The sequence below is a fragment of the Methanoregula sp. genome (assembly GCA_026625165.1).
Classification (GTDB): Archaea; Halobacteriota; Methanomicrobia; order Methanomicrobiales; family Methanospirillaceae; genus MVRE01.
Map to the genome: position 1 here is coordinate 893,518 of CP112999.1, position 24,578 is coordinate 918,095.

At 51.4% G+C, this 24,578-nt stretch carries 29 protein-coding genes; 16 read left to right on the plus strand and 13 right to left on the minus strand.

From position 1 onward, the window contains the following. Positions 1 to 301 precede the first annotated feature (301 nt). Complete coding sequence (locus OS112_04750) at positions 302 to 748, plus strand: HEAT repeat domain-containing protein (GenBank protein WAC05944.1); 447 nt, start codon at positions 302 to 304, stop codon at positions 746 to 748. Between the two features lie 298 nt (positions 749 to 1,046). On the opposite strand, the gene OS112_04755 is transcribed toward OS112_04750, so the two are convergent. Genes OS112_04755 through OS112_04770 form a run of 4 tightly spaced genes read right to left on the minus strand, consistent with a single transcriptional unit; the run spans position 1,047 to position 3,961 of the window. After that, positions 1,047 to 2,138, minus strand: a complete 1,092-nt coding sequence (locus OS112_04755) for an ABC transporter permease (GenBank protein WAC05945.1) — start codon at positions 2,136 to 2,138, stop codon at positions 1,047 to 1,049. Next, positions 2,135 to 3,217, minus strand: a complete 1,083-nt coding sequence (locus OS112_04760) for an ATP-binding cassette domain-containing protein (GenBank protein ID WAC05946.1) — start codon at positions 3,215 to 3,217, stop codon at positions 2,135 to 2,137. Before OS112_04760 ends, OS112_04755 begins: the two co-directional genes overlap by 4 nt. Before the next feature lie 11 nt (positions 3,218 to 3,228). Next, positions 3,229 to 3,684, minus strand: coding sequence for a MarR family transcriptional regulator (locus tag OS112_04765; GenBank protein ID WAC05947.1), 456 nt, complete (start codon positions 3,682 to 3,684; stop codon positions 3,229 to 3,231). A gap of 28 nt (positions 3,685 to 3,712) precedes the next feature. Next, positions 3,713 to 3,961, minus strand: a complete 249-nt coding sequence (locus OS112_04770) for a hypothetical protein (GenBank protein ID WAC05948.1) — start codon at positions 3,959 to 3,961, stop codon at positions 3,713 to 3,715. Here OS112_04770 and OS112_04775 point away from each other — a divergent pair. Both OS112_04775 and OS112_04780 read left to right on the plus strand, forming a co-directional pair. Continuing rightward, on the plus strand, positions 3,946 to 4,848 hold the full coding sequence (locus OS112_04775; protein WAC05949.1) for an alpha/beta hydrolase: 903 nt from the start codon (positions 3,946 to 3,948) through the stop codon (positions 4,846 to 4,848). The two genes, OS112_04770 and OS112_04775, sit on opposite strands and share 16 nt — an antisense overlap. A 116-nt stretch (positions 4,849 to 4,964) precedes the next feature. Then, positions 4,965 to 5,831, plus strand: a complete 867-nt coding sequence (locus OS112_04780; protein ID WAC05950.1) for a mechanosensitive ion channel — start codon at positions 4,965 to 4,967, stop codon at positions 5,829 to 5,831. Between the two features lie 50 nt (positions 5,832 to 5,881). Here OS112_04780 and OS112_04785 read toward each other — a convergent pair whose 3' ends face one another. Together OS112_04785 and OS112_04790 are read right to left on the minus strand one after the other, a co-directional pair. Beyond that, positions 5,882 to 6,250: a response regulator gene (locus OS112_04785; GenBank protein ID WAC05951.1), complete on the minus strand. Its 369-nt coding sequence runs from the start codon at positions 6,248 to 6,250 to the stop codon at positions 5,882 to 5,884. A 229-nt stretch (positions 6,251 to 6,479) separates the two neighbouring features. Further along, positions 6,480 to 6,743, minus strand: a complete 264-nt coding sequence (locus tag OS112_04790; protein ID WAC05952.1) for a UPF0147 family protein — start codon at positions 6,741 to 6,743, stop codon at positions 6,480 to 6,482. Positions 6,744 to 6,821: 78 nt separating this feature from the next. Here OS112_04790 and OS112_04795 point away from each other — a divergent pair, with 78 nt between their 5' ends. Continuing rightward, positions 6,822 to 7,217, plus strand: a complete 396-nt coding sequence (locus tag OS112_04795; GenBank protein WAC05953.1) for a hypothetical protein — start codon at positions 6,822 to 6,824, stop codon at positions 7,215 to 7,217. On the opposite strand, the gene OS112_04800 is transcribed toward OS112_04795, so the two are convergent. After that, entirely contained in the window at positions 7,208 to 9,445 is a 2,238-nt protein-coding gene (locus OS112_04800) for a DEAD/DEAH box helicase (GenBank protein ID WAC05954.1), read from the minus strand. The genes OS112_04795 and OS112_04800 overlap by 10 nt on opposite strands. 3 nt (positions 9,446 to 9,448) lie before the next feature. Beyond that, positions 9,449 to 11,164: a glycine--tRNA ligase gene (gene glyS / locus OS112_04805; protein ID WAC05955.1), complete on the minus strand. Its 1,716-nt coding sequence runs from the start codon at positions 11,162 to 11,164 to the stop codon at positions 9,449 to 9,451. Between the two features lie 288 nt (positions 11,165 to 11,452). Between glyS and OS112_04810 the strand changes: the two genes are divergently transcribed. Both OS112_04810 and OS112_04815 read left to right on the plus strand, forming a co-directional pair. Beyond that, entirely contained in the window at positions 11,453 to 12,061 is a 609-nt protein-coding gene (locus OS112_04810) for a response regulator receiver protein (protein ID WAC05956.1), read from the plus strand. 437 nt (positions 12,062 to 12,498) lie between these two features. Continuing rightward, entirely contained in the window at positions 12,499 to 13,164 is a 666-nt protein-coding gene (locus tag OS112_04815; GenBank protein ID WAC05957.1) for a metal-dependent hydrolase, read from the plus strand. A 383-nt stretch (positions 13,165 to 13,547) separates the two neighbouring features. On the opposite strand, the gene OS112_04820 is transcribed toward OS112_04815, so the two are convergent. Beyond that, positions 13,548 to 14,021, minus strand: coding sequence for a hypothetical protein (locus tag OS112_04820; protein ID WAC05958.1), 474 nt, complete (start codon positions 14,019 to 14,021; stop codon positions 13,548 to 13,550). A 115-nt stretch (positions 14,022 to 14,136) separates the two neighbouring features. Here OS112_04820 and OS112_04825 point away from each other — a divergent pair, with 115 nt between their 5' ends. Both OS112_04825 and OS112_04830 read left to right on the plus strand, forming a co-directional pair. After that, a complete protein-coding gene (locus tag OS112_04825; GenBank protein ID WAC05959.1) occupies positions 14,137 to 14,928 on the plus strand; it encodes a class III extradiol ring-cleavage dioxygenase in 792 nt (263 codons plus the stop codon). After that, positions 14,915 to 15,190 (plus strand): hypothetical protein, encoded by a 276-nt coding sequence (locus tag OS112_04830; protein WAC05960.1) that lies wholly within the window; start codon positions 14,915 to 14,917, stop codon positions 15,188 to 15,190. The genes OS112_04825 and OS112_04830 overlap by 14 nt, the downstream gene beginning before the upstream one ends. Positions 15,191 to 15,422: 232 nt before the next feature. On the opposite strand, the gene OS112_04835 is transcribed toward OS112_04830, so the two are convergent. Next, positions 15,423 to 15,587, minus strand: coding sequence for a hypothetical protein (locus OS112_04835; GenBank protein ID WAC05961.1), 165 nt, complete (start codon positions 15,585 to 15,587; stop codon positions 15,423 to 15,425). Positions 15,588 to 15,708: 121 nt separating this feature from the next. Further along, the gene (locus tag OS112_04840) at positions 15,709 to 16,503 is read right to left on the minus strand and encodes a hypothetical protein (protein WAC05962.1); all 795 of its coding nucleotides are present in this window, start codon (positions 16,501 to 16,503) and stop codon (positions 15,709 to 15,711) included. Positions 16,504 to 16,703: 200 nt separating this feature from the next. Between OS112_04840 and OS112_04845 the strand changes: the two genes are divergently transcribed. After that, complete coding sequence (locus OS112_04845) at positions 16,704 to 17,024, plus strand: hypothetical protein (GenBank protein WAC05963.1); 321 nt, start codon at positions 16,704 to 16,706, stop codon at positions 17,022 to 17,024. A 17-nt stretch (positions 17,025 to 17,041) separates the two neighbouring features. Here the strand turns inward: OS112_04845 and OS112_04850 are convergent, their stop codons facing one another. Next, a complete protein-coding gene (locus OS112_04850; protein WAC05964.1) occupies positions 17,042 to 17,539 on the minus strand; it encodes a hypothetical protein in 498 nt (165 codons plus the stop codon). A 249-nt stretch (positions 17,540 to 17,788) separates the two neighbouring features. Between OS112_04850 and OS112_04855 the strand changes: the two genes are divergently transcribed. The 5 genes from OS112_04855 (at position 17,789) to OS112_04875 (ending at position 22,352) form a co-directional block, all read left to right on the plus strand. Continuing rightward, positions 17,789 to 18,742 (plus strand): IS5 family transposase, encoded by a 954-nt coding sequence (locus OS112_04855; GenBank protein WAC05965.1) that lies wholly within the window; start codon positions 17,789 to 17,791, stop codon positions 18,740 to 18,742. A gap of 49 nt (positions 18,743 to 18,791) precedes the next feature. Next, a complete protein-coding gene (locus tag OS112_04860) occupies positions 18,792 to 19,283 on the plus strand; it encodes an amino acid-binding protein (GenBank protein ID WAC06137.1) in 492 nt (163 codons plus the stop codon). Continuing rightward, positions 19,280 to 20,266 (plus strand): homoserine dehydrogenase, encoded by a 987-nt coding sequence (locus tag OS112_04865; protein WAC05966.1) that lies wholly within the window; start codon positions 19,280 to 19,282, stop codon positions 20,264 to 20,266. The genes OS112_04860 and OS112_04865 overlap by 4 nt, the downstream gene beginning before the upstream one ends. Continuing rightward, positions 20,250 to 21,362 (plus strand): sugar-specific transcriptional regulator TrmB, encoded by a 1,113-nt coding sequence (locus OS112_04870; GenBank protein ID WAC06138.1) that lies wholly within the window; start codon positions 20,250 to 20,252, stop codon positions 21,360 to 21,362. Before OS112_04865 ends, OS112_04870 begins: the two co-directional genes overlap by 17 nt. A gap of 402 nt (positions 21,363 to 21,764) precedes the next feature. After that, complete coding sequence (locus tag OS112_04875) at positions 21,765 to 22,352, plus strand: DUF5698 domain-containing protein (protein ID WAC05967.1); 588 nt, start codon at positions 21,765 to 21,767, stop codon at positions 22,350 to 22,352. 188 nt (positions 22,353 to 22,540) lie between these two features. On the opposite strand, the gene OS112_04880 is transcribed toward OS112_04875, so the two are convergent. Next, positions 22,541 to 23,212, minus strand: coding sequence for a type 1 glutamine amidotransferase (locus OS112_04880; GenBank protein WAC05968.1), 672 nt, complete (start codon positions 23,210 to 23,212; stop codon positions 22,541 to 22,543). Between the two features lie 221 nt (positions 23,213 to 23,433). Between OS112_04880 and OS112_04885 the strand changes: the two genes are divergently transcribed. Next, positions 23,434 to 24,144: a 4Fe-4S binding protein gene (locus OS112_04885; protein ID WAC05969.1), complete on the plus strand. Its 711-nt coding sequence runs from the start codon at positions 23,434 to 23,436 to the stop codon at positions 24,142 to 24,144. Then, positions 24,141 to 24,476: a cupin domain-containing protein gene (locus OS112_04890; protein WAC05970.1), complete on the plus strand. Its 336-nt coding sequence runs from the start codon at positions 24,141 to 24,143 to the stop codon at positions 24,474 to 24,476. Before OS112_04885 ends, OS112_04890 begins: the two co-directional genes overlap by 4 nt. Positions 24,477 to 24,578 lie beyond the last annotated feature (102 nt).

The following is a 24,578-nucleotide window of genomic DNA, read 5'->3' on the forward strand; positions in this document are numbered from 1 at the left end:
GGATTATCAAACTATCTGATCCGGTTAATCAGGCACCGGGCCGGTTTGAGCAGGTCGGGGAGTGTTCTTTAAACTGCCGTTCTCCGGTTGCAGGCTTGATCTATCATGATTAATTATTAATAATTGGAACACAGACAATAATCTGATGTACTGCCTCAGGGAAATGACCAGAGGTGTCGGGCAGGCACATGCCGTTCTTGGTAAGCGGAAGCCATTTTTCGTCGTATAATTTTTAAACAATTTGCCGGCATAACTGGCAAAACCGGTATAAAATTCTGACGAATATTTCGGTGAAAAGATCATGGATATGTGTATGGAACAATCGGTTGGTGAATGGCCCGGATGCCTGCCTGAAGAAGGCAGGATCTACCATCTCATCAAAAAATCAAGGGGTGAGACGCTCCAAAATGACAGGATCGGGGCGGTCATAGCACTTGGGGAGAGCGGAGACCCCCGGGGGGTGCTCGCCCTTATGGACTGTTGCAGGGATGAAGACCCGGAGATCCGGAGGCATGCGACTGATGCGCTCTTAAAGATCAGGAGTGGTCGTTCGGTGCATGTTCTGATCGAGCGCATGAAGGATAAGAATGAACAGCCGGTAACCCGCCAGTGTGCTGCAGTAGCACTTGCTGTAATCCGGACCTATAGTGCAATTGAAGGGCTTAAGGACCGGTTCTCTGATGCGGATGAGGATCCCTTCATCCGTTCCTATGTTGCCAAAGTGATGGACCAGACCAGAATATGGTGAAAAACCACGGGATATAAACAGGGATACCTACCGTCATAAATTAAAAGAAATTCCCTTTTTCCCGTGATAATAATTTTTATCAGTCAGTGTACTTCAGACAATCCCGGGCATGTAAGTCATCTTTTGATCCATGATATGCCCGCCTGTATTTCACATCAGCACGTTTCCTGACGGAATTATCGGGGATCCTGTAATGGGGATACCCTCTGCAGAGATATGGAATGTGCAATAAATGGCATTTTTAAAAATTTTATTTTAATTTTACCAAAAAAAGTAAAAATTGGTAAACGGGGCTCAATCATTCAAGTGTCCGCCGGTAGGTTGTGATTCCCAGCGTTATTGCAGCTATGGAAAACACAAGGAGTGCGACAAGATCGAATGCCACGACATCCAGACCCTGCCCCCTCAGAATAATGCTCCTCAGTGCGTCCACAGAATAGTACTCGGGATTAATAACCGTTATCCAGCGCAGCCAGTCCGGCATCCCCCGTACCGGGTAAAATGCCCCGGAGGTCATGAAAAGGATCAGGTTAAAAAATGCCGTGATGGATGCGTACTCCTGCTGGTTGGAGAACCGCGAAGCAATGGATACCATGAGGCTGGTCACCCCGAGACTTGCGATAAAGATTACGACAAGGACTAGAAATATGTCCCAGAGGCTCCTGATAATGACTCCGGTTATGAGGACGCCCACAACAAAAATTATCAACCCCGCAAGAAACGCCCTGACAGTACCGCTTGATATCATGCCGAAGATAATGCTGGAACGCTTGACTGGAGTGACCAGATAGCCCTCGTGAATGCCCATCTCGCGGTCCTTGATCAGCGCAATACCGCCGCCCATCATCGTGGTCATGAAGATTGCCATGACGATGACGCCCACACCAAAAAACTGGATGTACTTAATGTCCCCGTAAATTTTATTGACCGCCACCGGGTTTCTCGCGCCGGACTTTGAGAGCACCGCCTGTACACCGGCTTCGACAAGGGAAGGGGTCATATAGTCCGAGCTGTCCACATACAGCCGGACTGCATGGTCGCTGGATATTTCTGAAGGGAACACCACGACACCGGTGACCTGTCCCCCGGCGAGCGCCTTTTTGGCTGCCCCTTCATCTGTATACACCGTGACATCGAAGAGCCGACCCTGGTCTTTTGCCTGCTGGAAATGGCCCAGATCCACAACCGATGATCTATAAAGGGGGGTCTCGGTAAACGGGGGCCCCTCCTGAACAACCGCTATGGGCACGTGGGTGATCGTCCCTCCCATCGCATTGCCAAAGATCACGAGATACATGATGGGCATCAGGAGGGTGAAGATAAGGACAAACGGGTTGCCGAGGAATTTCTTGAAGTCCCGTTTGAAGATTGCAATCGCACCGCGGATCATGGGGTACGCCCCCTGACTGGCAGCCGGGCAGCCCCGTTCCCGCCTTCATCCAGTTTTCTGCCGGTGATATAAATGAAGACATCTTCGAGCGAAGGAGAACGTATCGAGATGGAGGTCATAGGAATAGAGAATTTTTCAAATATTGCGACAATCGCAGGCAATACCCTGCTCCCGTTCTTTGCCGAGATATGAAGGTGTTTTTCCTTTACTTCAACCGAGTTGATCAGGTTTGTCTGCCGTATTGCTGACAGGACCCCCTCGTCAATTGTATCAAACCCAATCTCGATCAGGTCGCCTTCAGGTATCAGGCGTTTGAGGTTCTCAAGATTATCCAGTGCCACGAGGCGCCCCTTGTCCACAAAGGCGATGCGCCGGCAGAGTTTTTCTGCCTCGTCCATGTAATGCGTGGTCAGGATGATCGTCGTGTTCTCCTCGTTGAGCATGGAGATCTGCTGCCAGACCTCCCTCCGTGATTCGGGGTCAAGGCCGATTGTCGGTTCATCAAGGAACAGGATGAGGGGATGGTGGATAAAAGCCCTGACGATCTCAAGCTTCCGCCGCATTCCGCCGGAGAATGTACTGACCTTTGAATGGGCGCGATCTGCAAGGTCTGCCATTTTGAGCAGCTCCCAGATCCTGTCATCGAGGAAACGGTCTTCGACGTTAACGAGTTTTCCGTAAAATTCAAGGTTGTCATACGCGGTGAGTTCGACATCCAGCGTGCTGTTCTGGGGGCAGACCCCGATGATCGCCCTGATCTTTTCAGGGTCCCGGACGATGTCAAACTCGTCTACGCAGGCAGTCCCTGCAGTCGGCTGGAGCAGTGTGGTCAGGATCCGTATCAGGGTGCTCTTTCCTGCCCCGTTGGGGCCGAGCAGACCGAATATTTCTCCCCGCTGTACATCAAAGGTCACGTCGTCGACCGCCCGCACCGTGCGATTACCGTTGAAGACCTTCGTTATATGATCGATCCGGATGATGCTCCTGTTGCCCGGGGTCAGACAGACATTTTCTCCACCTCTATTCCCAATGACAGGGAATGGATTTCCGGTATTCCGGTCTTTTTGCATCGGTGGCATATGGGCAGGGCTCACGGGATCTTCCCAAGGATTGTTCTTAAGGATTCAAGCGAGGAGCAGAGTTCTGCAAGGTCTGGCTCATCGAGATTCGAGAGGAGATTTTTCAGGTCGTTTTTATACAGGGTAACTGATTGCCGCAGGTGCTTTTTTCCCTCATCTGTGATGGAAATGTTGATCACGCGCCGGTCTGTCAGGTCAGGTTGGCGCTCCACCAGTCCGTCCTGGATTAACGTATCGATGAGCGCCGTCATATATGGTTTAGAGATATACAGGCGCCGCCCGATCTCGGACACGGGGAGCGTCCCCGCCTTCATCAGCACGCCCAGAACCCGGTACTGCGCCGCCTGCATGCCGGTGATACCATATCCTGTTTTCATGATGTGCTTATGATAAAACGGCATCAGGGCAAGGAGGTATTCGGCAGCCCGGTCATGGATATCCTGTGTCATGGTATCTTTCCCGTTCAAGATTGGGTTTTATTATTAGTTTTTTTACTTAATTATTTTCATTATGAACTGTTTGGTTATAAAACCATTTACCGGGTGCCCTGCGATGGTTGCCCGCGGGCGAATTTTTCCTGGTAATTTTTTTGATTTTGTACTCTTTACCAAAAAGCGTTGCAGGATAGAATATCGGGTCACCATGTTGCATCCATATACAGACCAGTGCCACAAGCACAGGTGAACCCTTTATTATCCCCCTGTACAATAACCTCACATACGAATACGATGGATCAGCACCCATACGACGGACTCCTTGACGTCATCAGGTCCAATGCACCCGATCTGGCAAAACCGGTATCCGTGATGCGCCGGGAGTACTCTGCATTTTACGAAGAGATGCAGGCAGAGGCAGGCGAACCGCCGTTTTTGGAAAGGGTGATGATCGGTGAAGGTGGCGTGCAGGGTTTCTGGATCTCGGTTGAGGAATCGGTTCCGGACCGCACCGTCCTGTTTTTCCATGGAGGCGGTTTTACCGTCGGTTCCACCCACGACCACCTCGGGCTCTGCATCCGGATCGCACGGGCGGCGAAAGCCCGGGTATTCTCGGTCGATTACAGGCTTGCGCCGGAATATCTCTTTCCCGCTGCAGTCGAGGATGCAGTCGCTGCATATCGCTGGCTCATCTCCCACGGGTACCCCCCGCACCGGATTGTTCCGGTTGGCATCTCGGCAGGCGGGACTCTGGTGCTCGACCTCCTCCTTTCCGCCCGCAACAATGCAATCACCCTCCCGCGGGCAGCTGTGTGCATGTCGCCTGTGATCGATATGCTGTTTGGAGGTAAATCTGTCGGGAAGAACGCGGATATCGATTCGATCACCCCTCCACGCCTTCACAGCATCCGCACAACGTACCTCGCGGGGCATGACCCTGCCGATCCACTTGCATCGCCGGTCCATGCCGATCTTGCCGGGCTCCCGCTGCTGTATATCCAGGCAGGGACACACGAGCTGTTGTTTGACGGGATCGTCACGCTTGTCAAAAAGGCGCGGTGGGCAGGGGTGCCGGTACGGTTTGAGATCTGGCAGCAGATGTTCCACTGCTGGCAGGTGTATGCTGATCATGTGCCCGAAGGTATGGAAGCGATCGACCACATCGGGGCTTTTGTGCAGGATGTACTGAGCAGGTAGCAGCATGACATGTGACCCCCATATCTTTTTATCATGCTCTTTTTTTTAGGAACATGATATCCATAACGCCCCCTCCAGCCTTAGGTTTTTGATGATGCACGCCCAATTTATAATACATGGCTGATCCTCAGTTCCTGATCGGTACGGTGACGATCGGATCCATCCTTGTATTTCTGCTCGCACTGGCGGCTGTCATCTTTGTATCCTACCTGTGCTACAAAGGGACAAAAACCGTCCTTCTGCTCTACACCTCCCGGTCCGTCGCCCGCTGGTCGGCACGCATTGCCGGGTATATTGTTTTCGTGCTCGGGCTCTATATCATCGATCTCACGATACTAGGTTTTGACATCAACGCAACTATCGCTTCACTGGGAATCATCTCCATTGCGCTTGCGTTTGCTTCCCAGCAGATCATCTCCAACCTCCTTGCCGGTATCCTGATGGCGATCAACCGGACTGTCCGGCTTGACGACTGGGTTGAACTGGGCGGCGATCCCACAACCGGCATCGCGCAGGTCAAGGACCTTACCTTCACCAGAACCATCCTCAAAGACCGCGATGGCAGGGTATTTCTTGTCCCGAATGCCAACCTGCTATCTTCAAAGATCGTGAATTACTCCAAGTCAGGATTTATTGAAGTCCCGCTGAATATCACGATCCCGTTTGATATACCTTTTAATGATGCACAGGAAACGATCCTCGCGGTGCTTAAAGACCATGAGGGGGTCCTTGGAAACGGCACAATAACTGAGGCGCCGGGCACTGCCGGTATGAGGTCATCGTTCTTCTTCCAGGGATACACAGGGCAGAAGAAAGCAGATCCTGAAAAGCACAACCCAAGGGTGCTTTTCACCGGCATCGTGCCGCAGGGAAACACCATCAGCATCCGGTTCTGGGTACGGGACATTGTCCGGCGCGAAGAGATCACTTCCGCGATCCTTGCCGGGATTTCCTGCCGGCTGAGTATCAGCGGGAAGCGGTAAGAAAAATTGTGGAGGAAAAAGGGAAAATGTTTGGGCGGGAAAGGATGACTTTAATTGTTTTTCAAAGCACCCTTAACGATGTCGCATAATTCCGTCCTGCGCACCGGCTTCATAAGATACTGGTAAAAGAGGTCCCCGTATTTTGCACGCTCATGCTCTTCAAGGGGCTTTCCGGTGACCATAATAACGGGAATTCCATGGGTTTTTGGATCTGCCTTGATGTTCTCAAGCGTCTCCCACCCGTCCATTGGGGCCATCATGATATCAAGAAGGATAAGGTCAAATTTGCATTGCTGGACTTTTTCAAGGCAGACCTTTCCGTCCGATGCAGTGACTGCCATATGACCGTCGCGTGATAAGAAGATCTTGAAAATGTTGGCAATATCCAGATCATCATCAACAATCAGGATTGAGGACATTAAAAAACCCCTGTTGTATACGGTACGATTTTATTCTCATGATATTATCATCATTCAGCCTTTTAATGGTACTCTTATTTAATCTTTATACCGTAGCCGCAGGAAAATTTCCCCAAGTGTCACTACCATAAAAAAGTTATGCAACAGTCAGGCTGAATGAGGTTTTTTTAAGAACAGAAAACCAGAAGAATTACCGGAAAAAAAGAGTGGACTGGATAAGAGGGGTTTTTTAGTCCAGCGGGATCGTTTCCAGCTGGGAAACCAGTTCCCAGATCCGTGTCCTCGCATGGACCGGCATGTTGGGATCGTTTGAGATCTCGTCTATTTTTGAGATTGCTTCAGCCGCACGCAAGCCCAGTTCCTTGGAATCATTAGTCAGCAACTGCCGGGTCTCATCTGCCACGCGCCGGATATTTCTCGGGATAGTGCTGTCATCCATGATGTGCTGCAGCATCAGGGTACAGTTTTCAATCGTTTTCTGTGGGTTCGGCATCGTGCCACACCTCGTACCTGTAGTTAATATGCAGAACCTCCATATATAGGTTAAATATTGATGCGACGGTGATCGCTTTTGGCAGCAAGAAAAGAAGACGAGATCATGGCAGAATATCTTCTCAAGGGAGGCAAGATGCTCGAAAAGTCCTGCAGGAAGTGCGGCTGCCCGATGTTTGAAGTCAAGGGCAGGACCTTCTGTGTTGTCTGTGCGGAGAGCGAGCGTGCCGTGCAGGAAGGAAAAAAACCGGCGGATGAACCGGCACCTGCCCCCGGACAGAGCCCTTCATGCGTTTGCGGCGAAGATCATGGCGATGAGTCGTGTGAAGGCGGCATGCTTGCCGATGAACTCGCGATGACCATCCTCTCGCTCTGTGAGCGGATACAGAAAGAAGAGGACCCCGATCATATCCTCACCCTGATGAACTCGGTGAAGGCGGGGACTGAAGCGCTCCGGATACTCTGTCAGTTGTAGGAGCGGCGGCAGAGGTCAAAGATCTTCTGCGAGGTCTTTTCTCCTATCCCTTTTATTGCGACCATATCCGCGAGTTCCGCGTTTGCAATTGCCTGCACCGATCCGAAATGCGCGAGGAGAAGGCGTGCGTTTTTTAACCCGATCTCCGGGAACGCTGAGATGACATATTCCTGCTCATCACGCAGCGAGCGGTGGGACTTGTGCGGGTGCATTTTACGCCCGCCCCGCTCGCCCTCCTCGCGTTTTGCGAGAACAAAGATCATCTGTGCGGTATCCTGCTCGTCTTTTGTAAACAGGAGCGATACTCCCATATCAATCGTGAGCGCAGCAAGCACACCCTTGATTGCATTAGGGTGGATATCGCGCTGGGTATAGAGGTCACCGCCCTCGATGATGAGTACCGGGCGGGTGACCGATTCCGCCATCACCTTCACCTGCCCCAGCAGGTCGCGGTTGATCAACGTATCCACAAAGTCCCACGCGGTCTTGCGCTCGACTAAGATCCGGTCGCCGATCACATAATCGCCATGTGCGAGGCGTTCGAGCCGGATTGCAGCGCCCATGCTGCTTAAGACTTCGACAACCCTGGATGAGGTCTCGCGGTCATCAATGATGATCTTCGGGCCCTGCGGCGTGAATGCCTCGATGTTCGACTGCTCCGGTTCCACCGGTTTCTGCGGCAGTGACGCCATCCTGCTCATCGTTCTCATGCTCTTATGCATCTGCCTTTCCTTCTGCTGGCTCACGTAACGGTACACTTCGTCCGCAGTCCCTTTTGTCACGAGCACGACGACCCTGCCTGCACCCGACCTGCCGGTCCTGCCCTTGCGCTGGATGGATCTGATCTCGGAAGGGACTGCCTCGTAGAAGATCACCATATCCGTCGAGGGGACATCAAGGCCTTCCTCTCCCACAGATGTGGCAATCAGGACTTTGAAATCACCCTCCCGGAACCGTCCCAGCGCTGCGATCTGCTTCTTCTGGCTCAGTCCTTTCTCCGCATCCTTAGTGGCCTGACCGACGAACCGTTCGCATGCGATCCCGTTTTTGGTGAGGAAGTCAACAAGAAGCTGCACGGTATCCCGGTACGATGCAAAGAGGATGATCCGGCTGTCAGGGTGCTCTGCAAGCTGCCCGCGTATAAGGTCGAGCGCAATTTCGGGTTTGGGGTGGAGTTCCTGTGTCCATGCGAGAGAGCGCTCGAAAAGGTCACGGAACGAGGGGTCTTTGACAAGGCGCTGGCTCGCCTTGCTGCCTCCCGCACCAGTACCATCAGCGACAAGTTTTGCAATATAGCCTTTGAGCACCTCGCTCCCCTGCGATTCTGCAAGCGTTACCGCGTGCTTTAATTTCATGCACTCGGCGTACACCGAAGCTGCCGAGTATGCCGCCGGATCCCGGTCTGCGATCCGCTGCTGGATCTGGGCGTTGATCGCACCAAGAGCTTTCATGGTGAGCTTCTCCCTTTTAGGGACGGAGAAGTTAAGCGAGGAGAGAATCGCGAGCCGGCCCTCAGTGAGGGCGTTGATCGTTGTGATTGCCGCTTTGAGGTTCGCAGGAAGGTCAATGGTGATGACCTCCACGTCCCGCGCAAAGACATAAGGTCGGACATCTGGGTCGTCCTCGGTGCGGGTCTCGATGTGGGCGATCCCGAGGTTGGCGCAGACCTCCTGCACCTTCTCCTGCGCCCCCCCGGGCGACGCGGTCATTGCAAGGAGGAGCGGTTTGCCGGCAGTTGAGAGGTAGCGCTGTGCAAGGAACACGTACGCGTAATTGCCCACTGCACGGTGGCATTCGTCTACTATGAGAAGTGTCACATCCCGGAGCGTGTACCGTCCGGCAATGAGGTCGTTTTTTACGACCTGCGGGGTTGCAAGGATGACGGTTGCCCTTTCCCAGTCAGCAGTGCGTTCATCAGGGGGTGCTTCTCCGGTAAACATGACAAACGGAGAGGTGGAGGGTACTGCAGGGCTCTTTACCAAAAGGTAACGTTCGAAAAAGCGGAGGTGCTGCTCCACGAGCGGTTTTGTCGGGGCGAGCATCAGCACCTTCCCCTTCTCATTGTAGAGCCGGGATGCAGCGGCTAGCAGCGCGACTGCGGTCTTGCCAAGACCGGTCGGGAGGATCACCATCGTGTTTGCGTCAAGGGCCCGCATCGCGATCGTGAGCTGGTACTCACGCGATTCGATGCTGTCCGGCTTAATAAGGGGATGGGTGATAAAGGGCATGTCTTAAATCGTTGAAAACTGCATGCTCCCGTCAATGAGGGCGCAGATAGTCTCCGGAATTTTCTCAATTTTGATCCGTACCTGTCTCATGGTGTCGCGGTCGCGCACGGTGACGGATTGGTCATCCTTAGTCTGGTAATCGACGGTGATCGCAAAGGGGGTGCCAATCTCGTCCTGCCTGCGGTACCGGCGCCCGATTGCGCCCGAATCATCGTACTCGGCGAGCACGCCCCGGCCTTTAAGCGTCCGGGTGATCTCCGTTGCGATGTTGTCAAGACCATCGCGGTTCATCAGCGGGAAGACCGCCACCTGTACCGGGGCGACACAGGGAGCAAGCCGGAGCACTGTCCGGGCTTCACCGTCCGCAGTGTCCTCATCATATGCCTGTTCGAGCACTGCATAGCACATACGGTCGATGCCGTAACTGGGTTCGATGACGTGGGGAATGACCTCGTCACCCCTGATCTCGATGACCTCGTCCCGGACCTCGAAAAGATCTGGTGGGATATGGATATTCTCGCCATCCACTTCAATATCCGCACCTTTCTCATCCGGTGTGACCTGTGCCAGCGCTTCAAAGACCGCTTTTGCCTTGTTCCTGTACTGCTTGCCAAGGACGCTCATGTTCGGGACGATGCGCCTGCGCTGCACCTTCTTTGGCTGGTCGTACTGGACGAAGACCGTAATCGGAGTGCCGCTGTGCTCACCGTGAGATTTCAGGTCATAGTCGGTCCGGTCAGCGATACCGACGGTCTCGACCCAGCCGAAACGGTCAGAACGCACTTCCGCATCCCAGCAGTCAGCCGCATAATGTGCAAGTTCATCTGGAAGGTGCTGGCGGAACCGGAGACGGTCCGCATTTACCCCGATCTTGATGAGCATCTCATGGGTGAGTGCAAGGTAGTAGGCGACATATTCGTTGGCGATGAGATTTTTATCGACTGCCTGGCGCATGGTCATCGTGACGGCGGGCTCCTTTGCAAGCTGCTGTGCAGAGGTCAAAAGCGGCATGGTATACCCTGCATACCGTGCGAACTGCGGGTGGTCCTTCTCGTCGGGGTCCACGAAGATCTCCGCTTCTGCCTGAGTGAACTCTCTGAGCCGGATCATCCCCTGACGGGGCGAAATCTCGTTGCGGTACGATTTGCCGATCTGGACAGCACCGAACGGGAGGTGGTCCCGGTAAAACCGGAGCAGCCTGCCAAAGTCCACAAACATCCCCTGTGCCGTCTCGGGGCGCAGGTAGCCGGTGCGCTGCGAACCCGGGCCGATGGTGGTCCTGAACATCAGGTTGAAGTTGAACACCTCGACCTTGCTGAGTTTTTCTTCGCATGCCGGGCACGTGCAGGAAGCGATTGCTGCCGCGAGTTCTTCGTTTCCCATGGCTGAGGCCCCCTCAACCCCGCAACCTTCTGCTACATGGTCTGCACGGAGGTATTCCTTACAGTGCGGGCACTGGCACATCTTATCGGAAAAACCCTTGACGTGCCCCGATGCGACAAAGACCGCTTCCTGCCCGATGGTGGGGCACTCGATCTCGTAATACCCCTCGCCGATGACGTAAAAATCCCGCCAGATATCCTCCACCCGCCGCTTCATCATCGCGCCGAGAGGACCGTAATCGATGAACCCTGCAACCGAACCGTAGCATTCGGACGTGGGCCAGATAAACCCGCGGCGTTTTGCAAGATCCATCACTTTTTCAAATACATCGCTCATGGTGATCACAGGACACTCAAAGTTTTCGTCCAATATAGTACGACGACTGGCACAAAAAGGATACTGGAGAAAAACAAAAAACCATGAGGGTCCAGTCTCCAGGTGTGCGAGAGAGCGCTACTCGGGATACACGACGGTTGGTGCGGGCGTAAGCCTGTGAGGGATTTGGCAGTCCATGGAAAAAATCGCAATCCAATTTAAAGAGTTTTTGGTCAAATAGCCAATTACAATAGAATTAAATAGTCAGCCTAATATTGTATATCCTAATCCCAAGAGCGGGGTTCGCAAATGACTGAAGACAAAAAGAAAGCACAGCTCCTGAAATTATTCAGCACGATGTCCGGCAAGACAAAGATCGTCGAGCCGATGAAGAACATCCACGGTACCCTCAGGGACAGCGACGCCATTGAACGTGAGGTCGCACTGGTCATGCGCGAGATCACCGAGCAGGGGATCTTCAAGACATCCTTAAAGCCTATCCAGCTTGCAAAACTCGTCAACATGTTCTACGCGGGGAAAAATGATACCGAGATCGCCCGCGAGCTTGGCGATGAGAAACTGAGCAAGACGGTTGCACGGGCCCGGGTAAGGCTCAAGCTCTTCCGCGAACTCGACTTCAAGATGCCGTTTGACCGCGAGAAGATGGGCGAACTTCTTGATTCCGGAAAGACCATGAAGGAAGTCAGCGACGAGCTTGGCATCAGCCCCTCAACGCTGCGGGAATACCGGCATGTAATAGAGGAACAGGAAGACCCGACCATTGATCCGTACATTGGGCGGATAAAGGATGTCATGGAAGACCGCGACCTGACCGAACAGATGACCAGGGGCGTGACCGCAGACGGGTTTGGCGATTCGATCGACATCACCGAAGCTGAAATGATCGATGTGACCTGAAGGGTCGCACAGGTTTACCCTGTACCAGCATCCACCATCTTTATTAGTGACCCCCCGCACTCGCGGTGCATGAATTTATTCCCGTTGTTGCTGCGTGAACCTCTCAAACATTTCGGGGCCAACACACTCTTTTAGATGCCTGCACCACCGGATACAGGATGTAATATCGTTGTAAACCACAAATCCGCATATTGCACATTTCACTGCAATGTCATTTGAAAAGATCTCGACTCCGTTGCCGCACTGTGGGCATTTTTTGATCGTGAGCGTTGGGGATCTATACGTTTGCGGTATCCGGGCATTGGTTAAGCATGGTGTTCATTTTCCTGTAAAAAGGGTACTGGCGGCAGTAATAACCAGCATGCCGGTGGCGGCATCCCTTTTGTTCCTGCAGAGTGCCACAAAACGTTCATGCTCATGGAATCCTATCTCCTTGTATGCAGATTACGTGGCTGGGGCATTCCTGCATTCTCCTTTCTGGAAGCAAAAAAGTGCTGATCGACCCGTTCATTGATGGCGGGAGCGTTGCGTGGACAAAACCTGATTTTGTGGCCGTTACCCACGGGCACGCCGACCATATGGGCGAGGCGGCCTCGATCAAGCGGCCGACTATAGCAATCACGGAGATCGCCAAATACCTAAAGGCAAAAGGCGTCCCGTCCGAGGGCATGAACATCGGCGGGACGATCGAACTCCGCGGGGTTACATTCACCATGACGCCCGCGATGCACTCCGGCAGGATCGAGCAGACCGGGCAGGGATATGGCGGGGGTACTGCGGCAGGTTTTGTCATAACGATGGACGGGGTATCGGTGTATCATGCCGGGGACACCGGGCTCTTCTCTGACATGAAGCTGATCGGCGAGCTCTACCATCCCGATGTGGCGATCCTTCCCATCGGCGGGAGGTTTACGATGGGCCCCAACGAGGCGATGATGGCGGCAAACTTCATTGGCGCAAAACTGGTCATCCCGATCCACTACGACACATGGGACAAGATCGTGCAGGACCCGGTGGCGTTCAAGAAGGCGGTTGAGCGGACGACCGATATCAAGGTGATGGTGCTGGAACCGGGGGGGACAGTGGAGATTACTCCGAAGTAGCAGGAGTGATATTCGCGCCCAAAAAAAATCCGGTTAAAAGTTGTGGGCGCAAAAAAAAATCCTGAAATTTAATTTTTTTCTTAAAAAATTTCCTGCATAAAAAAATTTGTGAGCAAGAAAATCCTACCGGGAAAAATCCCTGTTAAAGATTTCAACGGCAGGAATATCTCATACCATAGTTTCCTTTGGAACTATGATAGGGAGCCTAAGAACTGAGATCCACTTTCCCCCCTCCGCAGTTGTGTTCTCTCTGACGGTAGCGTGATCCACGGACTGCTCTCGCAGCATGATCCTGGCCCGGAATCCGGGCATAATTCGCGAAAAACCGGGGATAAATCACAATTTTCACCTGTTTCTCCGACGTAAAATCGCGGAAACAAATATTAATAATTGCGGGCACGATCTCCTGGAGGATAGTGGAACAGATTGCCGGAATGAAGAGAACCCCTTTTTTTGCCCTCCGGGTGGGGCTTGTCTCTGACGGGTACCGACGTGGATTTTGGATAGAGGCCCGCCCGGTGTCTGACAACCCGGACCAATTCAACAGTTAGGATCAGCATGAGAACCAGCTCAGCTTTCCCTACAGGATCATATATCTCCTTCTCCGACGGTAGCCTCCGCTCACCAGCCGGGCAAAAGGGAAGATCTTTTCCGATTTGGTTGCACAAAACTGCGAATTCCGGTACATGGTTTTTGAAATACGCGATTATTGTCGTCCGTTTGTCAGATTTCGACTCAAAATACTCTCTAAAATGTGCGCTAATAGCGCCTTTTGCGGGCACGATCTCAGGGGGATTGGGCGGTAGGTCGTGAACACGGAAAAACTGCCGTTTTTCCTGGAAGTTCGGGTCCGTCATTGGTGACGGATCTTCACTTAACGGAAAGAAGTCCTGTTTTGGGAGGTCTGACAGTTGCCCCCAGCGGCAGGTATTTCCCCCCATACTTCAGAGCATCTTTTTGAGAGTAATACCTATGAGCATGGAAACGCTGCCTACAGTCTTTGTCTCTCATGGTGCACCCACCCTAAGTCTGGAAAATGTTCCGGCACGGAAATTTCTGGTAGAACTCGGCACCCGCTACCGGAACGTGAAGGCCGTGCTCTGCATCTCGGCGCACTGGAACACCGCAGCACCGGCTGTTAATAGTGTAGCAATGCCGGAAACGATTCATGATTTTTACGGTTTCCCCTCAGAATTATACCAGATTACGTACCCGGCGCATGGATCGCCCGGACTTGCGGGGCGTGCGGCAGCACTCCTCAACGATGCCGGTCTGAGCGGTGATATTGATACGAGCCGCGGTCTCGACCACGGCGCATGGGTCCCCCTCAGACTTATGTTTCCCACGGCAGATGTCCCGATTGTCCAGCTCTCGATCCAGCGCCACCTTGACCCGGCCCGGCACGTTGCGCTGGGTGAGGCGATCGAACCACTCCGGCACGAAGGGGTGCTCGTGCTAGGCAGCGGAGGCGCTGTCCACCCACTTGGCGATCCCACCGCCTCGCTGGGACCGGGCGCACCGACCGATGCATGGGCGATTGAATTCAACGAATGGCTCATCAAAGCCGTGACGAAGGGAGACCGCGAGGCCCTCATCCACTACCGGACTCTTGCTCCCTATGCAACGCACGCCCACCTGTATCCCGATCACTATATGCCGCTTCTCGCAGCGTTCGGTGCTGCAGGGCCCGGTGTACGGGGCACCGTCCTCCACCAGAGCTGGGACCTGGGCGACCTTGGAATGGGAGCGTATGAGTTTGCCTGACCACCGGTATGCTGGCATTCTGCCAGTTGCGTTCCTCCTCACCGCCTGCCTCTGCCTAGTACTGCTAATCACACCGGTATCAGCGGCTGATTCAGAAATTGAGGCGTACCTGGGGGACACGATCACGATCAGCGGGGTATCATACATCAGTGACCAGGTCTACCTGTTCCTCACGGGTCCGGGCATTCCCGAAAATGGCGTTATGTTGACACAGATCAGCCAGCGGGCGGATCAGGGCCATTTTACTGTCGTTGATGTCTAGGCTGACCAGACATGGTCGATGCGGTGGATCACCTCCCGGCTGCCAACAAGCTTCGATCCGGGAACCTATACCGTGTACATCACAACGGAGCCTGTGGATAAGGCACATCTGGGTGGATCAAGCACGTACAAAACTCTCGAAGTCTGGCTCAAGGACCCGGGCACCTCAGGGGATCATCGAACGCCAGAACATCGTATACGCTCAACCCGGAGAAACTCTCGTCATCATCAAATCAAGTGCCGACACTCGTCTTCACATCTGCTATCCCGACACCAACGCCCCTGCCAACGACCGTGATGATGACGGTTACACCGGCTCCGCAGACGACCGCATCACCTACCCCCACAAAAACTCCCCAGTTGCCCGTAACCGCCCTGCTGGCAGTACTGGTGTGCACAGCGGTTAGCCTGATTATTAGAAGTAACCGGGCAAACCAAATGGAGCTGATTTAGAAAAAATGCATGAATAAAATGTGGGAGTAATTTTAATTTGATATGAAAAATTTAATTTTTTAATCATTAGTTAAATGAAATTGTAGCGGTATCGAAGAGGTCTATTTCGTCATTTCTCATGGGAATGTAAGATTGAATAAACACTGGTTGGTTTTTATCCAATATTTCATTCATTGTGATTTGACTAATTTCTTTTCCGTGGGCTTTTAAATGAAATATAATTGTGTAATTAGAAGGTATTGCATTTCTCGGTTCTAATCCTGTAGATATTCTGACAAAATTCCAATCAGGGTTTGAGGGAGATTCTCCTTCTGGATTTAAACACCTATCAATAGTAATTGTTTTAGAATTTTCATTTTTTCCCTCTGTATGTTCTCTAATAAATGTATTCCATTCTCCGGATGAAATTCCATCAAGTTTTGGTGGATTGGCTTTTAATCCATAACCTTTATCGTTTGCATATTTTGGAAAATATTCTTTCATTATACAATTATTTAATCTGTAAACAAGAACACCCTTTTCCGTTTTCAATGAATTAACCCAAGGATCCGGATGGGAATTTGTGATGTCGGTTTGATTTGATGTAATATTTTGAGTTGGTGTTAGAGTCTGTTCGATAGTTAATGGTACTGTTGTTTGAGTTGACGTGAATATTGCTGTTGTTGGAATAGTTTGTTCTGGGTTTTGAGTCGTTGTTGTGTTGCTTGTGCATCCGCTCATACATGCAAGAGCAATAACTAATATAATCACAATAAAGGGAATTTTTATTCTCATGTTAATTCCACAAAGTGGTGTAATTAGTGAAAGATCTAATATAATTTTCGATATTAATTTTTGATTTATTGAATGAGAAATTTCCATGTAATTTGGCTATCCGTAATCAAAGATTATGGGAAAAAAAGATAATCGTTCCTTTTCTGGCTCTGCACGTCATTAACTCGGAATGATATTTGTGTGGATTGCAGGATCATCCATAAAAATCCGACATGGAAAACCGGGAAATCGGAATCATAATAAAAATATGCAAAATTTTATCGTTTCAAAATATATTATGAATCATCATGGGATTGTTTGATTTCAGTTTAAAATCTCCAACAAAAAAACAGAGGAGACGGCAGACTATCCGAAATAATCAAAGAAAAGGGAAGGCTGCTGAAGATCAGGCAATGATGCGAGATAACATGATGGGTTATGAAACAGAGAGGACTGGCAGAGGCCATGATTATAGAAGAAGGAAGCGGAATCCTTTTACTGGACGAGTGACCAAATCCGAAGTCGTTGAAGTTAAATCAGGAAATGCAAAATTATCCCCTCTGCAAAAGAAGACTAAGAAGAAAAAAAGTAATTATCGAGTGGTTAGGGAAAATCCACCTTTTTATTAATTTTTTTTGAATATTGATTAAAACCAAGGATCCTTGGGTTTTCGACCCTTTTTTTGTCTAGGCTTCCTATTAAAACCATCGACATTTCCTATCCATCGATTAAATTCGTTTCTGTTGAATCCCATATCATTTCGACCCTTTTTTTGTTTAAACGGTCTATTGGAATCATCGAAATTTCCAATCCAATGATCAAATTCGCGTCTGTTGAATCCCATATCATTTCGAAGAGGTCTGTCTGTATTGTTGTACCCTTCTTCGTTACAAGGACCATCAAATACTTGATGCTCAAAATGATGTGTTTCTCGATTTAATTTTGCCATTCTTATTTCGTGTTCGCGATCTTCCCTTCTGTGTCGTTCAATTCTATCAGCCTCAGTTTCGTATTTACGGGGATTAATAGCGCGATCGATTTGAATTAAACTCCAACGAGCAATTTTTATACTAATTTCTATGATCTTTAAAATTAAACGATAACTCCAACGAGCAACTGTTTTACAATTTTCTTTGAATGTCATAGACCTTTAACCGTTCATGTGTATTGTCAAATAATAAAACAATCTGAAATAGTAATTCTCTTTATCAATTATTTGGCTCCAAACATCCATGCACCGGGAAGACCGGGGACATGAAGAGGATAAAATCATCCGGAAAAATCGGCTCTGTAGAAAACCTGATCTAAAACAGAGTTGTACCGACGACCGAAAGAGCTAAGGTACGGTGTCTCCTTACCTTGTTATGCAATCAACCTGTAAGGAGACGATATAGTGTCAGCAAACCGGTATATCAGGTTTGTTGAAATATCATCCGGATTGATCAAAGATTCAAGAATTCCTCTTTTCTCTTCCAAGTTCTCAAGAAAAACCTATACCCAACACCAGTTACTCATTCTCCTTCTCCTGAAAGAATATCTGTCTGAAGATTACCGGGACACGATCGAACTAACTGAGATCATGGATTCTCTCAGAGAGAAGATTCACCTCGATGAAGTACCTCATTTCACGACTATCCAGAAGTTCTGTCAACGGATCCGATCATTCACTTTCACCCGGTTACTTAACCGGCTCATGAAAATGTTCTACGACTGGGGCGAGAGGATCCCTTGTACTGCTATCGATTCATCCGGGTTCACCAGCTCCTATGCCAGCCATTATTATTCGTGGAGAACCGGTAAGACCAGAAAACGGTTCCTGAAAACCTCGATCTCCGTTGATACTGATCGTCAGATTATCACCGGTCTGAAGATCTCCCAGCACCCGGTCCATGATATCCCTCACGCTGAAAAACTCCTGAAACAAACTCACAGAACCAGACAATCCGACCTCTATGTCATGGACAAAGGATACGACTCTGAAGAGATCCATGAATTGATCCGGGACTCCCTCAACTCCTGTTCCCTTATCCCGGTCAGAAACAGAAAACGGAAACGAATCTCCGGGTATTACCGAAGACGAATCGCTCAGTCATTCGATGAAGATAAGTATCATCAGAGAAATAAGGTCGAAACGGTATTCTCCGTCCTGAAAAGAAAGTTCGGAGAAGCCCTCAAGGCTCGAAAATACAGACTCCAGATCAAGGAGATCAAAATTAAAGTGATCCTCTATAACCTCTCAAGAATGATGTTAACAATTTCAGTTCTTATTCGTATTGAGGAATTCTACAGAGCCGTTTTTTTAATTTTTTTAATAATTCCGGAATATGAAATAAAAGGCTTATCTTGAAAGCGGTTTTAAAGTATGTATTTATCAGGTGATCGTGTTGCAGGTCTCCATGAAGCTCGAGATGAAGGATGCGCCAGGGCAGCTCGTTGCAGCCCTCAAGCCCATATCTGAAGTTGGCGGGAATATCATCGCGGTCATCCACCAGCGTGACCCGGACCCGGCCGATGACACCTTAAACGTCCAGATCGTGCTCGAACTCCCGGAAGGCAGGCTCAGGGACCTTGTATCACTCCTTAAAAAGCAGGGTGTCCATATCCAGCGGATTGGTGAAGAACGGCTCTTATACCGGCGCACTGTTATCTTAATCGGGCACCTGATGCACACGGACCTTTCCGATACAATCGACCGGATCGACTCGACAGGTTTTGCGGAGGTAAGCGCGCTCTCGATGAGCATGCCGGCGGTCAGTGAACGCTCCTCCTCGCGGCTCACGATCAAGTCGATCACCCGGGACGATATGGAAAAAGCGGTCTCGATCCTGCGTACTGTAGCAGCAGAAAAAGATCTCCTCCTGATCGAACCGCTGGAGGAGATCGCATGAAGATCGCAATAATCGGCATGGGTTCGGTCGGCAGGGGTGTCCTTGAAATGATCGCCGCAAAAGACCTCGGCATCACCGTAACCGGGATCGCAGACTCGCACAGCGGGGTCATCGATTCAAAGGGAATTAACCCTGCGGGAGTTTTAAAAACCAAAAAAAAGACCGGGCTGTGCGGCGATACAAAAATTTCTGCTGCCGATGTAATAAAAAAGGCGGACTATGACGCGCTTGTCGAAGTCACTCCGACCAATGCAGAGACGGGTGAACCCGGGTTAGGGTATATCAGGCAGGCGATTAAGCGTAAAAAACATGTGGTCACCTCCAACAAGGGGCCGATCGCGCTTGCATATAAGGAACTCCGGAATCTTGCAAATGCAAACGGTGTCGCGCTCCGTCACGAGGCGACCGTTGGCGGCGCGATCCCTGTCTTCCACACGCTTGAGCACGGCCTTGCGGGTAACGAGATCCTAGCAATCTTCGGCGTGCTTAACGGCACCTGTAACTACATACTCACCCGGATGGCAGATGAGGGGCTCACGTACGAGCAGGCACTCCTTGAGGCGCGGGAGATGGGGTATGCCGAGGCTGACCCGACGTACGATGTACAGGGAATCGATGCGGCAATCAAGCTGGTAATCCTCGCAAATACAATCTGGGGCAACGGCGTTAAACTCAAGGACGTCAACCGGACCGGTATTGACCTGCTCACCCCGGACGCATTGCGCCTTGCCGAAGAGGAGAACTGCACCATCCGATTGATCGCCGAAGCGATCCCGAAGAAAGGGCTGCTCCGGGTCTCCCCGAGGATCATCGGGAAGAACCACCCGCTTGTTGTTGACGGGACCCTCAATGCAATCACCCTTGAGACCGATATGGCAAAGGAGATCACGCTGATCGGCAAGGGCGCCGGCTCTCATGAGACTACCAGCGCGATCATCGGCGACCTGCTCTTCATCCGCGACTGTTATGTCCAGCGTGCTTGAACACCGGCGGGAATATCTCCGCCTGATGCGGCAATTCACGCTCGACAGCGGGACATTTACTGTTACCGATATCCAGCAGGCAGCAAAAATCCCGCGGAGCACTGCACAGGACTGGATCATAAGGCTCGTGCAGGAAGGGTGTGTCATTATCAGGGCGGAAAAACGGGGACGGAGTGCGGCCCGGTATGCCGCGATCAGCGCCATGCCCGCATCCACCTGCCGGCGCATTTTTACTACGATTGATGGCAACAAGGTGGAGATCTACCATGACTGCATGAGCGGGGCATGCGCAGCGTTCTGCGGGTTCCACCATGCACTTGCCGGGGGAGTCATCACCTCTGTCGAACGGGATGGTACGCTCCTGCGGGAATGTGCCCGGATCGGCAGCCGGGATGTCGACGTCGGGCTCTCGCCTCTTGCCGCGGTGGGGGTGAACGGGGTCTCAAGGGAAGGGGACTATATCATCCAGCACATTCATTCAATTGGCGGCCCAGCCTACTCGCTCTCGGACATGATGGCACGCGCCGACGGAGTCTGCCGGGTCGAGTCGCAGCATGAGGGGATCATGGTGCAGGGACGTGTGTGGACACGGGCGCTCACCCATGTCGCGATCGGGGTCGATGATACAGACTCAAAAACGGGCGGTGCGACCTTTGCACTGGCGCTCGCGCTACTTGCCCATGTGAGCAGGATGCGGGGGGTGCTGCCTATCGCCCATCATGTTGCAATGCTCAACCAGAATGTCTTTTCCAAGACTGCAGGCAACTCGGCGAGCTTCATCGAGATCGCTGTCGAACCAAAAAAGTATACAGAACTCATCGAACGCTCCAAAAAATTTGTTGCCGGCGAATCGCTCTCCCCGGAATGGGGCATTGCGGTCAAGCCCGGTTTCACCGTCCCCACGGGCTTGCGGGAGTACGGCAGGCTTGTCCGGGAACAGGTCATCTCCCGGCCCATGGCGGAAGCAACCGCGGAGCAGTATGGAGTCGTCCTGCATGGTGGAAACGGGGTGATCGGGGCTCTTGGTGCCGTCGCACTCTGCCGGCTGCCCCACGAGATCCTGCTCGATCCGGCAAAACCCATACCTCTCACCTGACTTCCATGCAGCCGGATACCGGCAACAGCCGGTGTATCCAGATTCCTGCCTGAAAATAATCCGTTTTTCCCGGATGCCTTTTATTAAAAAACACAGGCTCTATAGAAATCATCGATTTTTATAATGTTCTCGGGGGCGTTTGCCGTTCCTGGTGAGAAGGGCAAACTGAAGAAGATGTCCTTTGGACATCTTCGAGTAACATTGCCCCCGCCACTGCGGCACAGCGAAAATATTTTCGATATTTTCTCGAATCTGTCCTGCCTTGGAGCACGACAGATGTCCCCCGCTTGCGATATCCGCGGAAAACCGGTTTAACTTGGATTTTTATTACAGATGTGAAATCAGGGATTTCTCTAAAGCCAAAAAAACACAACAATCAAAACAGTCCGGCCCCTATAACTGATGGCAGCAGCGCGACACCCGAACATGATCCCCGGAGACTTTCTTTTCCCACTCATCATCTTTTGCGCCAAGGTTGTTGAGACAAGCCTTGACACGATCCGCATGGTCTATGTCACCAAAGGGCACCCGAACCTTGCGGCAGGGATCGGGGTGGTCAAGATCGGGATCTGGCTGGTCTCAACCGGGCTTGTGCTCACAAATTTTACCAACATCCCCGGCATCCTTGCTTATATCGCAGGTTACGGAGTCGGGACGCTGATTGGCATGAATATCGAGGAACGGATCAGCATCGGTAATGTGCTTGTACGTATCATCACATCAAAAGACCCGGAATCCCTGATCGCCCACCTGTCCGGCATCGGTTTCGGTATTACCCGTGTCAATGCCGCGGGTTCGTTCACCCCATCCGTTGCCGTGCTCCTCATGGTGGTCCCGAGGACCGAGCTCGACCGGCTCCTTGCGGCTCTTAAAAAGGATTATCCTGACCTCCTGTTCACGGTCGAGGATATCCGGAAGATGAGCGAGCAGGGCACGATCTTTTTTGGCAAACGTCGGGGCGGCCTGCGACGGTTTTTGGGAATGGACTAAAAGGGGGCAAGAAATCCTGGTACTATGGAAATGATGGTCTGGCAAGGATTTCCTAAAAACCCCAAAAAAACGGGTTTGCTCCGCATCTACCGGTCATGAACCGGTTTGTGTCATCTGGCACAGGTGTCTTATTTGACGAGGCGTACGGAGGAGACATTTCCTTATGTGCCTGTTCCAGGTACAAAATATCAAACGGCCTTTTTTCCGAATAAAAATTCCTCTGCAACATACCTGCAAAACCGGTTGCTTTCAGCAAGATGCCGCTTTGAATCCCGCAGGATCTTTTGACGACGGGATGCACGGAGATCCTTTGTCCAGTCTGCAATCAGGGCATCGGTCATCTCAAGATGGAACTGGAGGCCGGTCGCAGACTTCAACCGGAATGCCTGGTTTTTCACACGGTCACCGGTGCACAGCAGTCTCCCACCATACGGGATATCAAAGGTCTCATTATGCATCTGGAAAACATACAAGGAGTCCGGAAATGTGGAAAATATCCCGTCCGCTTCCGGCACCCGGTTGACCGGATACCAGCCGGTCTCGTTCATGAACCGGTACACTTTTGCACCATGAGCCGCTGCTATCAGCTGGGCGCCAAGGCATAGGCCCAGCACCGGGACCCGTTTTTTCACTGCCTGCCGGATCAGCGCCTTCTCCTGTGCCAGATAACGGAACTCTGCTTCATCGTTTACGCTCATCGGGCCGCCAAGGAAGACAAGGTGGGTGGCATCGGGAGGAATCACTTCGTTAGTCTCCCAGAGGTCCTGGTATTCAAACGGAACGTTGAACTCACCGAAAACCTGCTCGAGATAGCCGAGCGGTTCGGAAGGGGTGTGCCGGAATACGATGACTTGGATCATAATTACTCGGGCTCATTATGTGGATTGAGGAGTATTTATGCCTGAAAAAAGATAAAGTGAACAGTTTGTAGAGGAACACGCGCCATGCGGGAATTTTTTTCAAATACTTGTAAGTTCAGGAGGAATGGAATCTGGTCGTTTCCGGAAGCCCCCAAATCATTGGGTTGATCTATGTCCTTATAGCATTCCCGGTCATTGCCGGTCTATGGTATAAAGGGAAGATGACGCGAAAAATCGTGTTTCTCTTCCTTTTTATTTCTGCAGGTTTAGGTTTTCTCATATTCTCACCGATGGTGCCGTACCAGATCCAGCAGGCAGTCACTGGCGGGGGACCGGGGCCCGGTACCCCGCTTCCTCTCGTAACCGTTCTTGTCGTGATCTTCATGGTGCTGACGTTAGTCTCGGGGAGGATCTTCTGCGGGCAGCTCTGCCCGATTGGAGCAGTACAGGAACTCATCTATACCGATCCGAAGCAGAAGACCAATACCGCACAGAAACAGGTCATCATTGTGTTCCGGTTAATATACTTCACCATATTGCTTATCGCCGGTCTTCTCTTCTCGGTCTCCCTGATACACTTCTTTGGGATCAAAGAGTTCTTTTACCTTGATCTCAATGCACCGTTCTTTTCGGTCTTTGTCATCCTGATCGCCATCTCACTCTTCTTCTACCGCCCGTTCTGCCGGCTCTTCTGCCCGTTTGGCGTCCTGTTGTCGCTTGCTGCGGCAAAGAGCCTGTTCAAGATCCGCCGCACACCGGCATGCATCGAGTGCGGCAGATGCGAACAGGTGTGCCCTGCTGCCGAAGCGGGTGCGGATGATGGAAAGATGGAGTGCTACCTCTGCGGCAGGTGTACCCGGGCCTGTCCCACCAAAGGGGCTCTGGAATACTCACGGGAGACCATGTCCCGGGTCAAAAAGGATGAACAATGACTGAAAAGAAGCAGGAAGAGTTAAAAGAGAAGGTGCTTGATCCAAACACCCTGATCTCATACCAGGACGGTTCGGTGGTCAGCCGGATGCTTGTGTACAAACCTCAGGGCACCATCACGCTCTTTGCGTTTGATGCCGGGGAAGGACTATCAGAGCACAAGGCGCCGTATGACGCGATCGCCACAATCACCGAAGGTGAAGCCCTCATAACAATCGCCGGCAGGGAATTCCATTGTACGGCAGGGCAGATGATCATCATGCCGGCTGACATCCCGCACGCGGTCACTGCGGTGCGGCGCTTCAAGATGATGCTTACGATGATCCATGCGTGATCTGTAATGCAAAGATACTGCATTCTTCAATAATTATTAAAAAATTACATTCTATTCAGAGCATCCTGATTTCATGAAAGATTCAGGAGCTTATTGACAATA

What these genes read in the sequence shown, in the direction of transcription:
- OS112_04750 (WAC05944.1), top strand. Translation starts at nt 302, where the DNA reads ATGGATATGTGTATGGAACAATCGGTTGGTGAATGGCCCGGATGCCTG.
- OS112_04755 (WAC05945.1), bottom strand. Translation starts at nt 2,138, where the DNA reads ATGATCCGCGGTGCGATTGCAATCTTCAAACGGGACTTCAAGAAATTC.
- OS112_04760 (WAC05946.1), bottom strand. Translation starts at nt 3,217, where the DNA reads ATGCCACCGATGCAAAAAGACCGGAATACCGGAAATCCATTCCCTGTC.
- OS112_04775 (WAC05949.1), top strand. Translation starts at nt 3,946, where the DNA reads ATGGATCAGCACCCATACGACGGACTCCTTGACGTCATCAGGTCCAAT.
- OS112_04770 (WAC05948.1), bottom strand. Translation starts at nt 3,961, where the DNA reads ATGGGTGCTGATCCATCGTATTCGTATGTGAGGTTATTGTACAGGGGG.
- OS112_04780 (WAC05950.1), top strand. Translation starts at nt 4,965, where the DNA reads ATGGCTGATCCTCAGTTCCTGATCGGTACGGTGACGATCGGATCCATC.
- OS112_04785 (WAC05951.1), bottom strand. Translation starts at nt 6,250, where the DNA reads ATGTCCTCAATCCTGATTGTTGATGATGATCTGGATATTGCCAACATT.
- OS112_04790 (WAC05952.1), bottom strand. Translation starts at nt 6,743, where the DNA reads ATGCCGAACCCACAGAAAACGATTGAAAACTGTACCCTGATGCTGCAG.
- OS112_04800 (WAC05954.1), bottom strand. Translation starts at nt 9,445, where the DNA reads ATGCCCTTTATCACCCATCCCCTTATTAAGCCGGACAGCATCGAATCG.
- glyS (WAC05955.1), bottom strand. Translation starts at nt 11,164, where the DNA reads ATGAGCGATGTATTTGAAAAAGTGATGGATCTTGCAAAACGCCGCGGG.
- OS112_04810 (WAC05956.1), top strand. Translation starts at nt 11,453, where the DNA reads ATGACTGAAGACAAAAAGAAAGCACAGCTCCTGAAATTATTCAGCACG.
- OS112_04815 (WAC05957.1), top strand. Translation starts at nt 12,499, where the DNA reads ATGCAGATTACGTGGCTGGGGCATTCCTGCATTCTCCTTTCTGGAAGC.
- OS112_04820 (WAC05958.1), bottom strand. Translation starts at nt 14,021, where the DNA reads ATGACGGACCCGAACTTCCAGGAAAAACGGCAGTTTTTCCGTGTTCAC.
- OS112_04825 (WAC05959.1), top strand. Translation starts at nt 14,137, where the DNA reads ATGAGCATGGAAACGCTGCCTACAGTCTTTGTCTCTCATGGTGCACCC.
- OS112_04830 (WAC05960.1), top strand. Translation starts at nt 14,915, where the DNA reads ATGAGTTTGCCTGACCACCGGTATGCTGGCATTCTGCCAGTTGCGTTC.
- OS112_04840 (WAC05962.1), bottom strand. Translation starts at nt 16,503, where the DNA reads ATGGAAATTTCTCATTCAATAAATCAAAAATTAATATCGAAAATTATA.
- OS112_04845 (WAC05963.1), top strand. Translation starts at nt 16,704, where the DNA reads ATGGGATTGTTTGATTTCAGTTTAAAATCTCCAACAAAAAAACAGAGG.
- OS112_04850 (WAC05964.1), bottom strand. Translation starts at nt 17,539, where the DNA reads ATGACATTCAAAGAAAATTGTAAAACAGTTGCTCGTTGGAGTTATCGT.
- OS112_04860 (WAC06137.1), top strand. Translation starts at nt 18,792, where the DNA reads ATGAAGCTCGAGATGAAGGATGCGCCAGGGCAGCTCGTTGCAGCCCTC.
- OS112_04865 (WAC05966.1), top strand. Translation starts at nt 19,280, where the DNA reads ATGAAGATCGCAATAATCGGCATGGGTTCGGTCGGCAGGGGTGTCCTT.
- OS112_04870 (WAC06138.1), top strand. Translation starts at nt 20,250, where the DNA reads ATGTCCAGCGTGCTTGAACACCGGCGGGAATATCTCCGCCTGATGCGG.
- OS112_04875 (WAC05967.1), top strand. Translation starts at nt 21,765, where the DNA reads ATGGCAGCAGCGCGACACCCGAACATGATCCCCGGAGACTTTCTTTTC.
- OS112_04880 (WAC05968.1), bottom strand. Translation starts at nt 23,212, where the DNA reads ATGATCCAAGTCATCGTATTCCGGCACACCCCTTCCGAACCGCTCGGC.
- OS112_04885 (WAC05969.1), top strand. Translation starts at nt 23,434, where the DNA reads ATGACGCGAAAAATCGTGTTTCTCTTCCTTTTTATTTCTGCAGGTTTA.
- OS112_04890 (WAC05970.1), top strand. Translation starts at nt 24,141, where the DNA reads ATGACTGAAAAGAAGCAGGAAGAGTTAAAAGAGAAGGTGCTTGATCCA.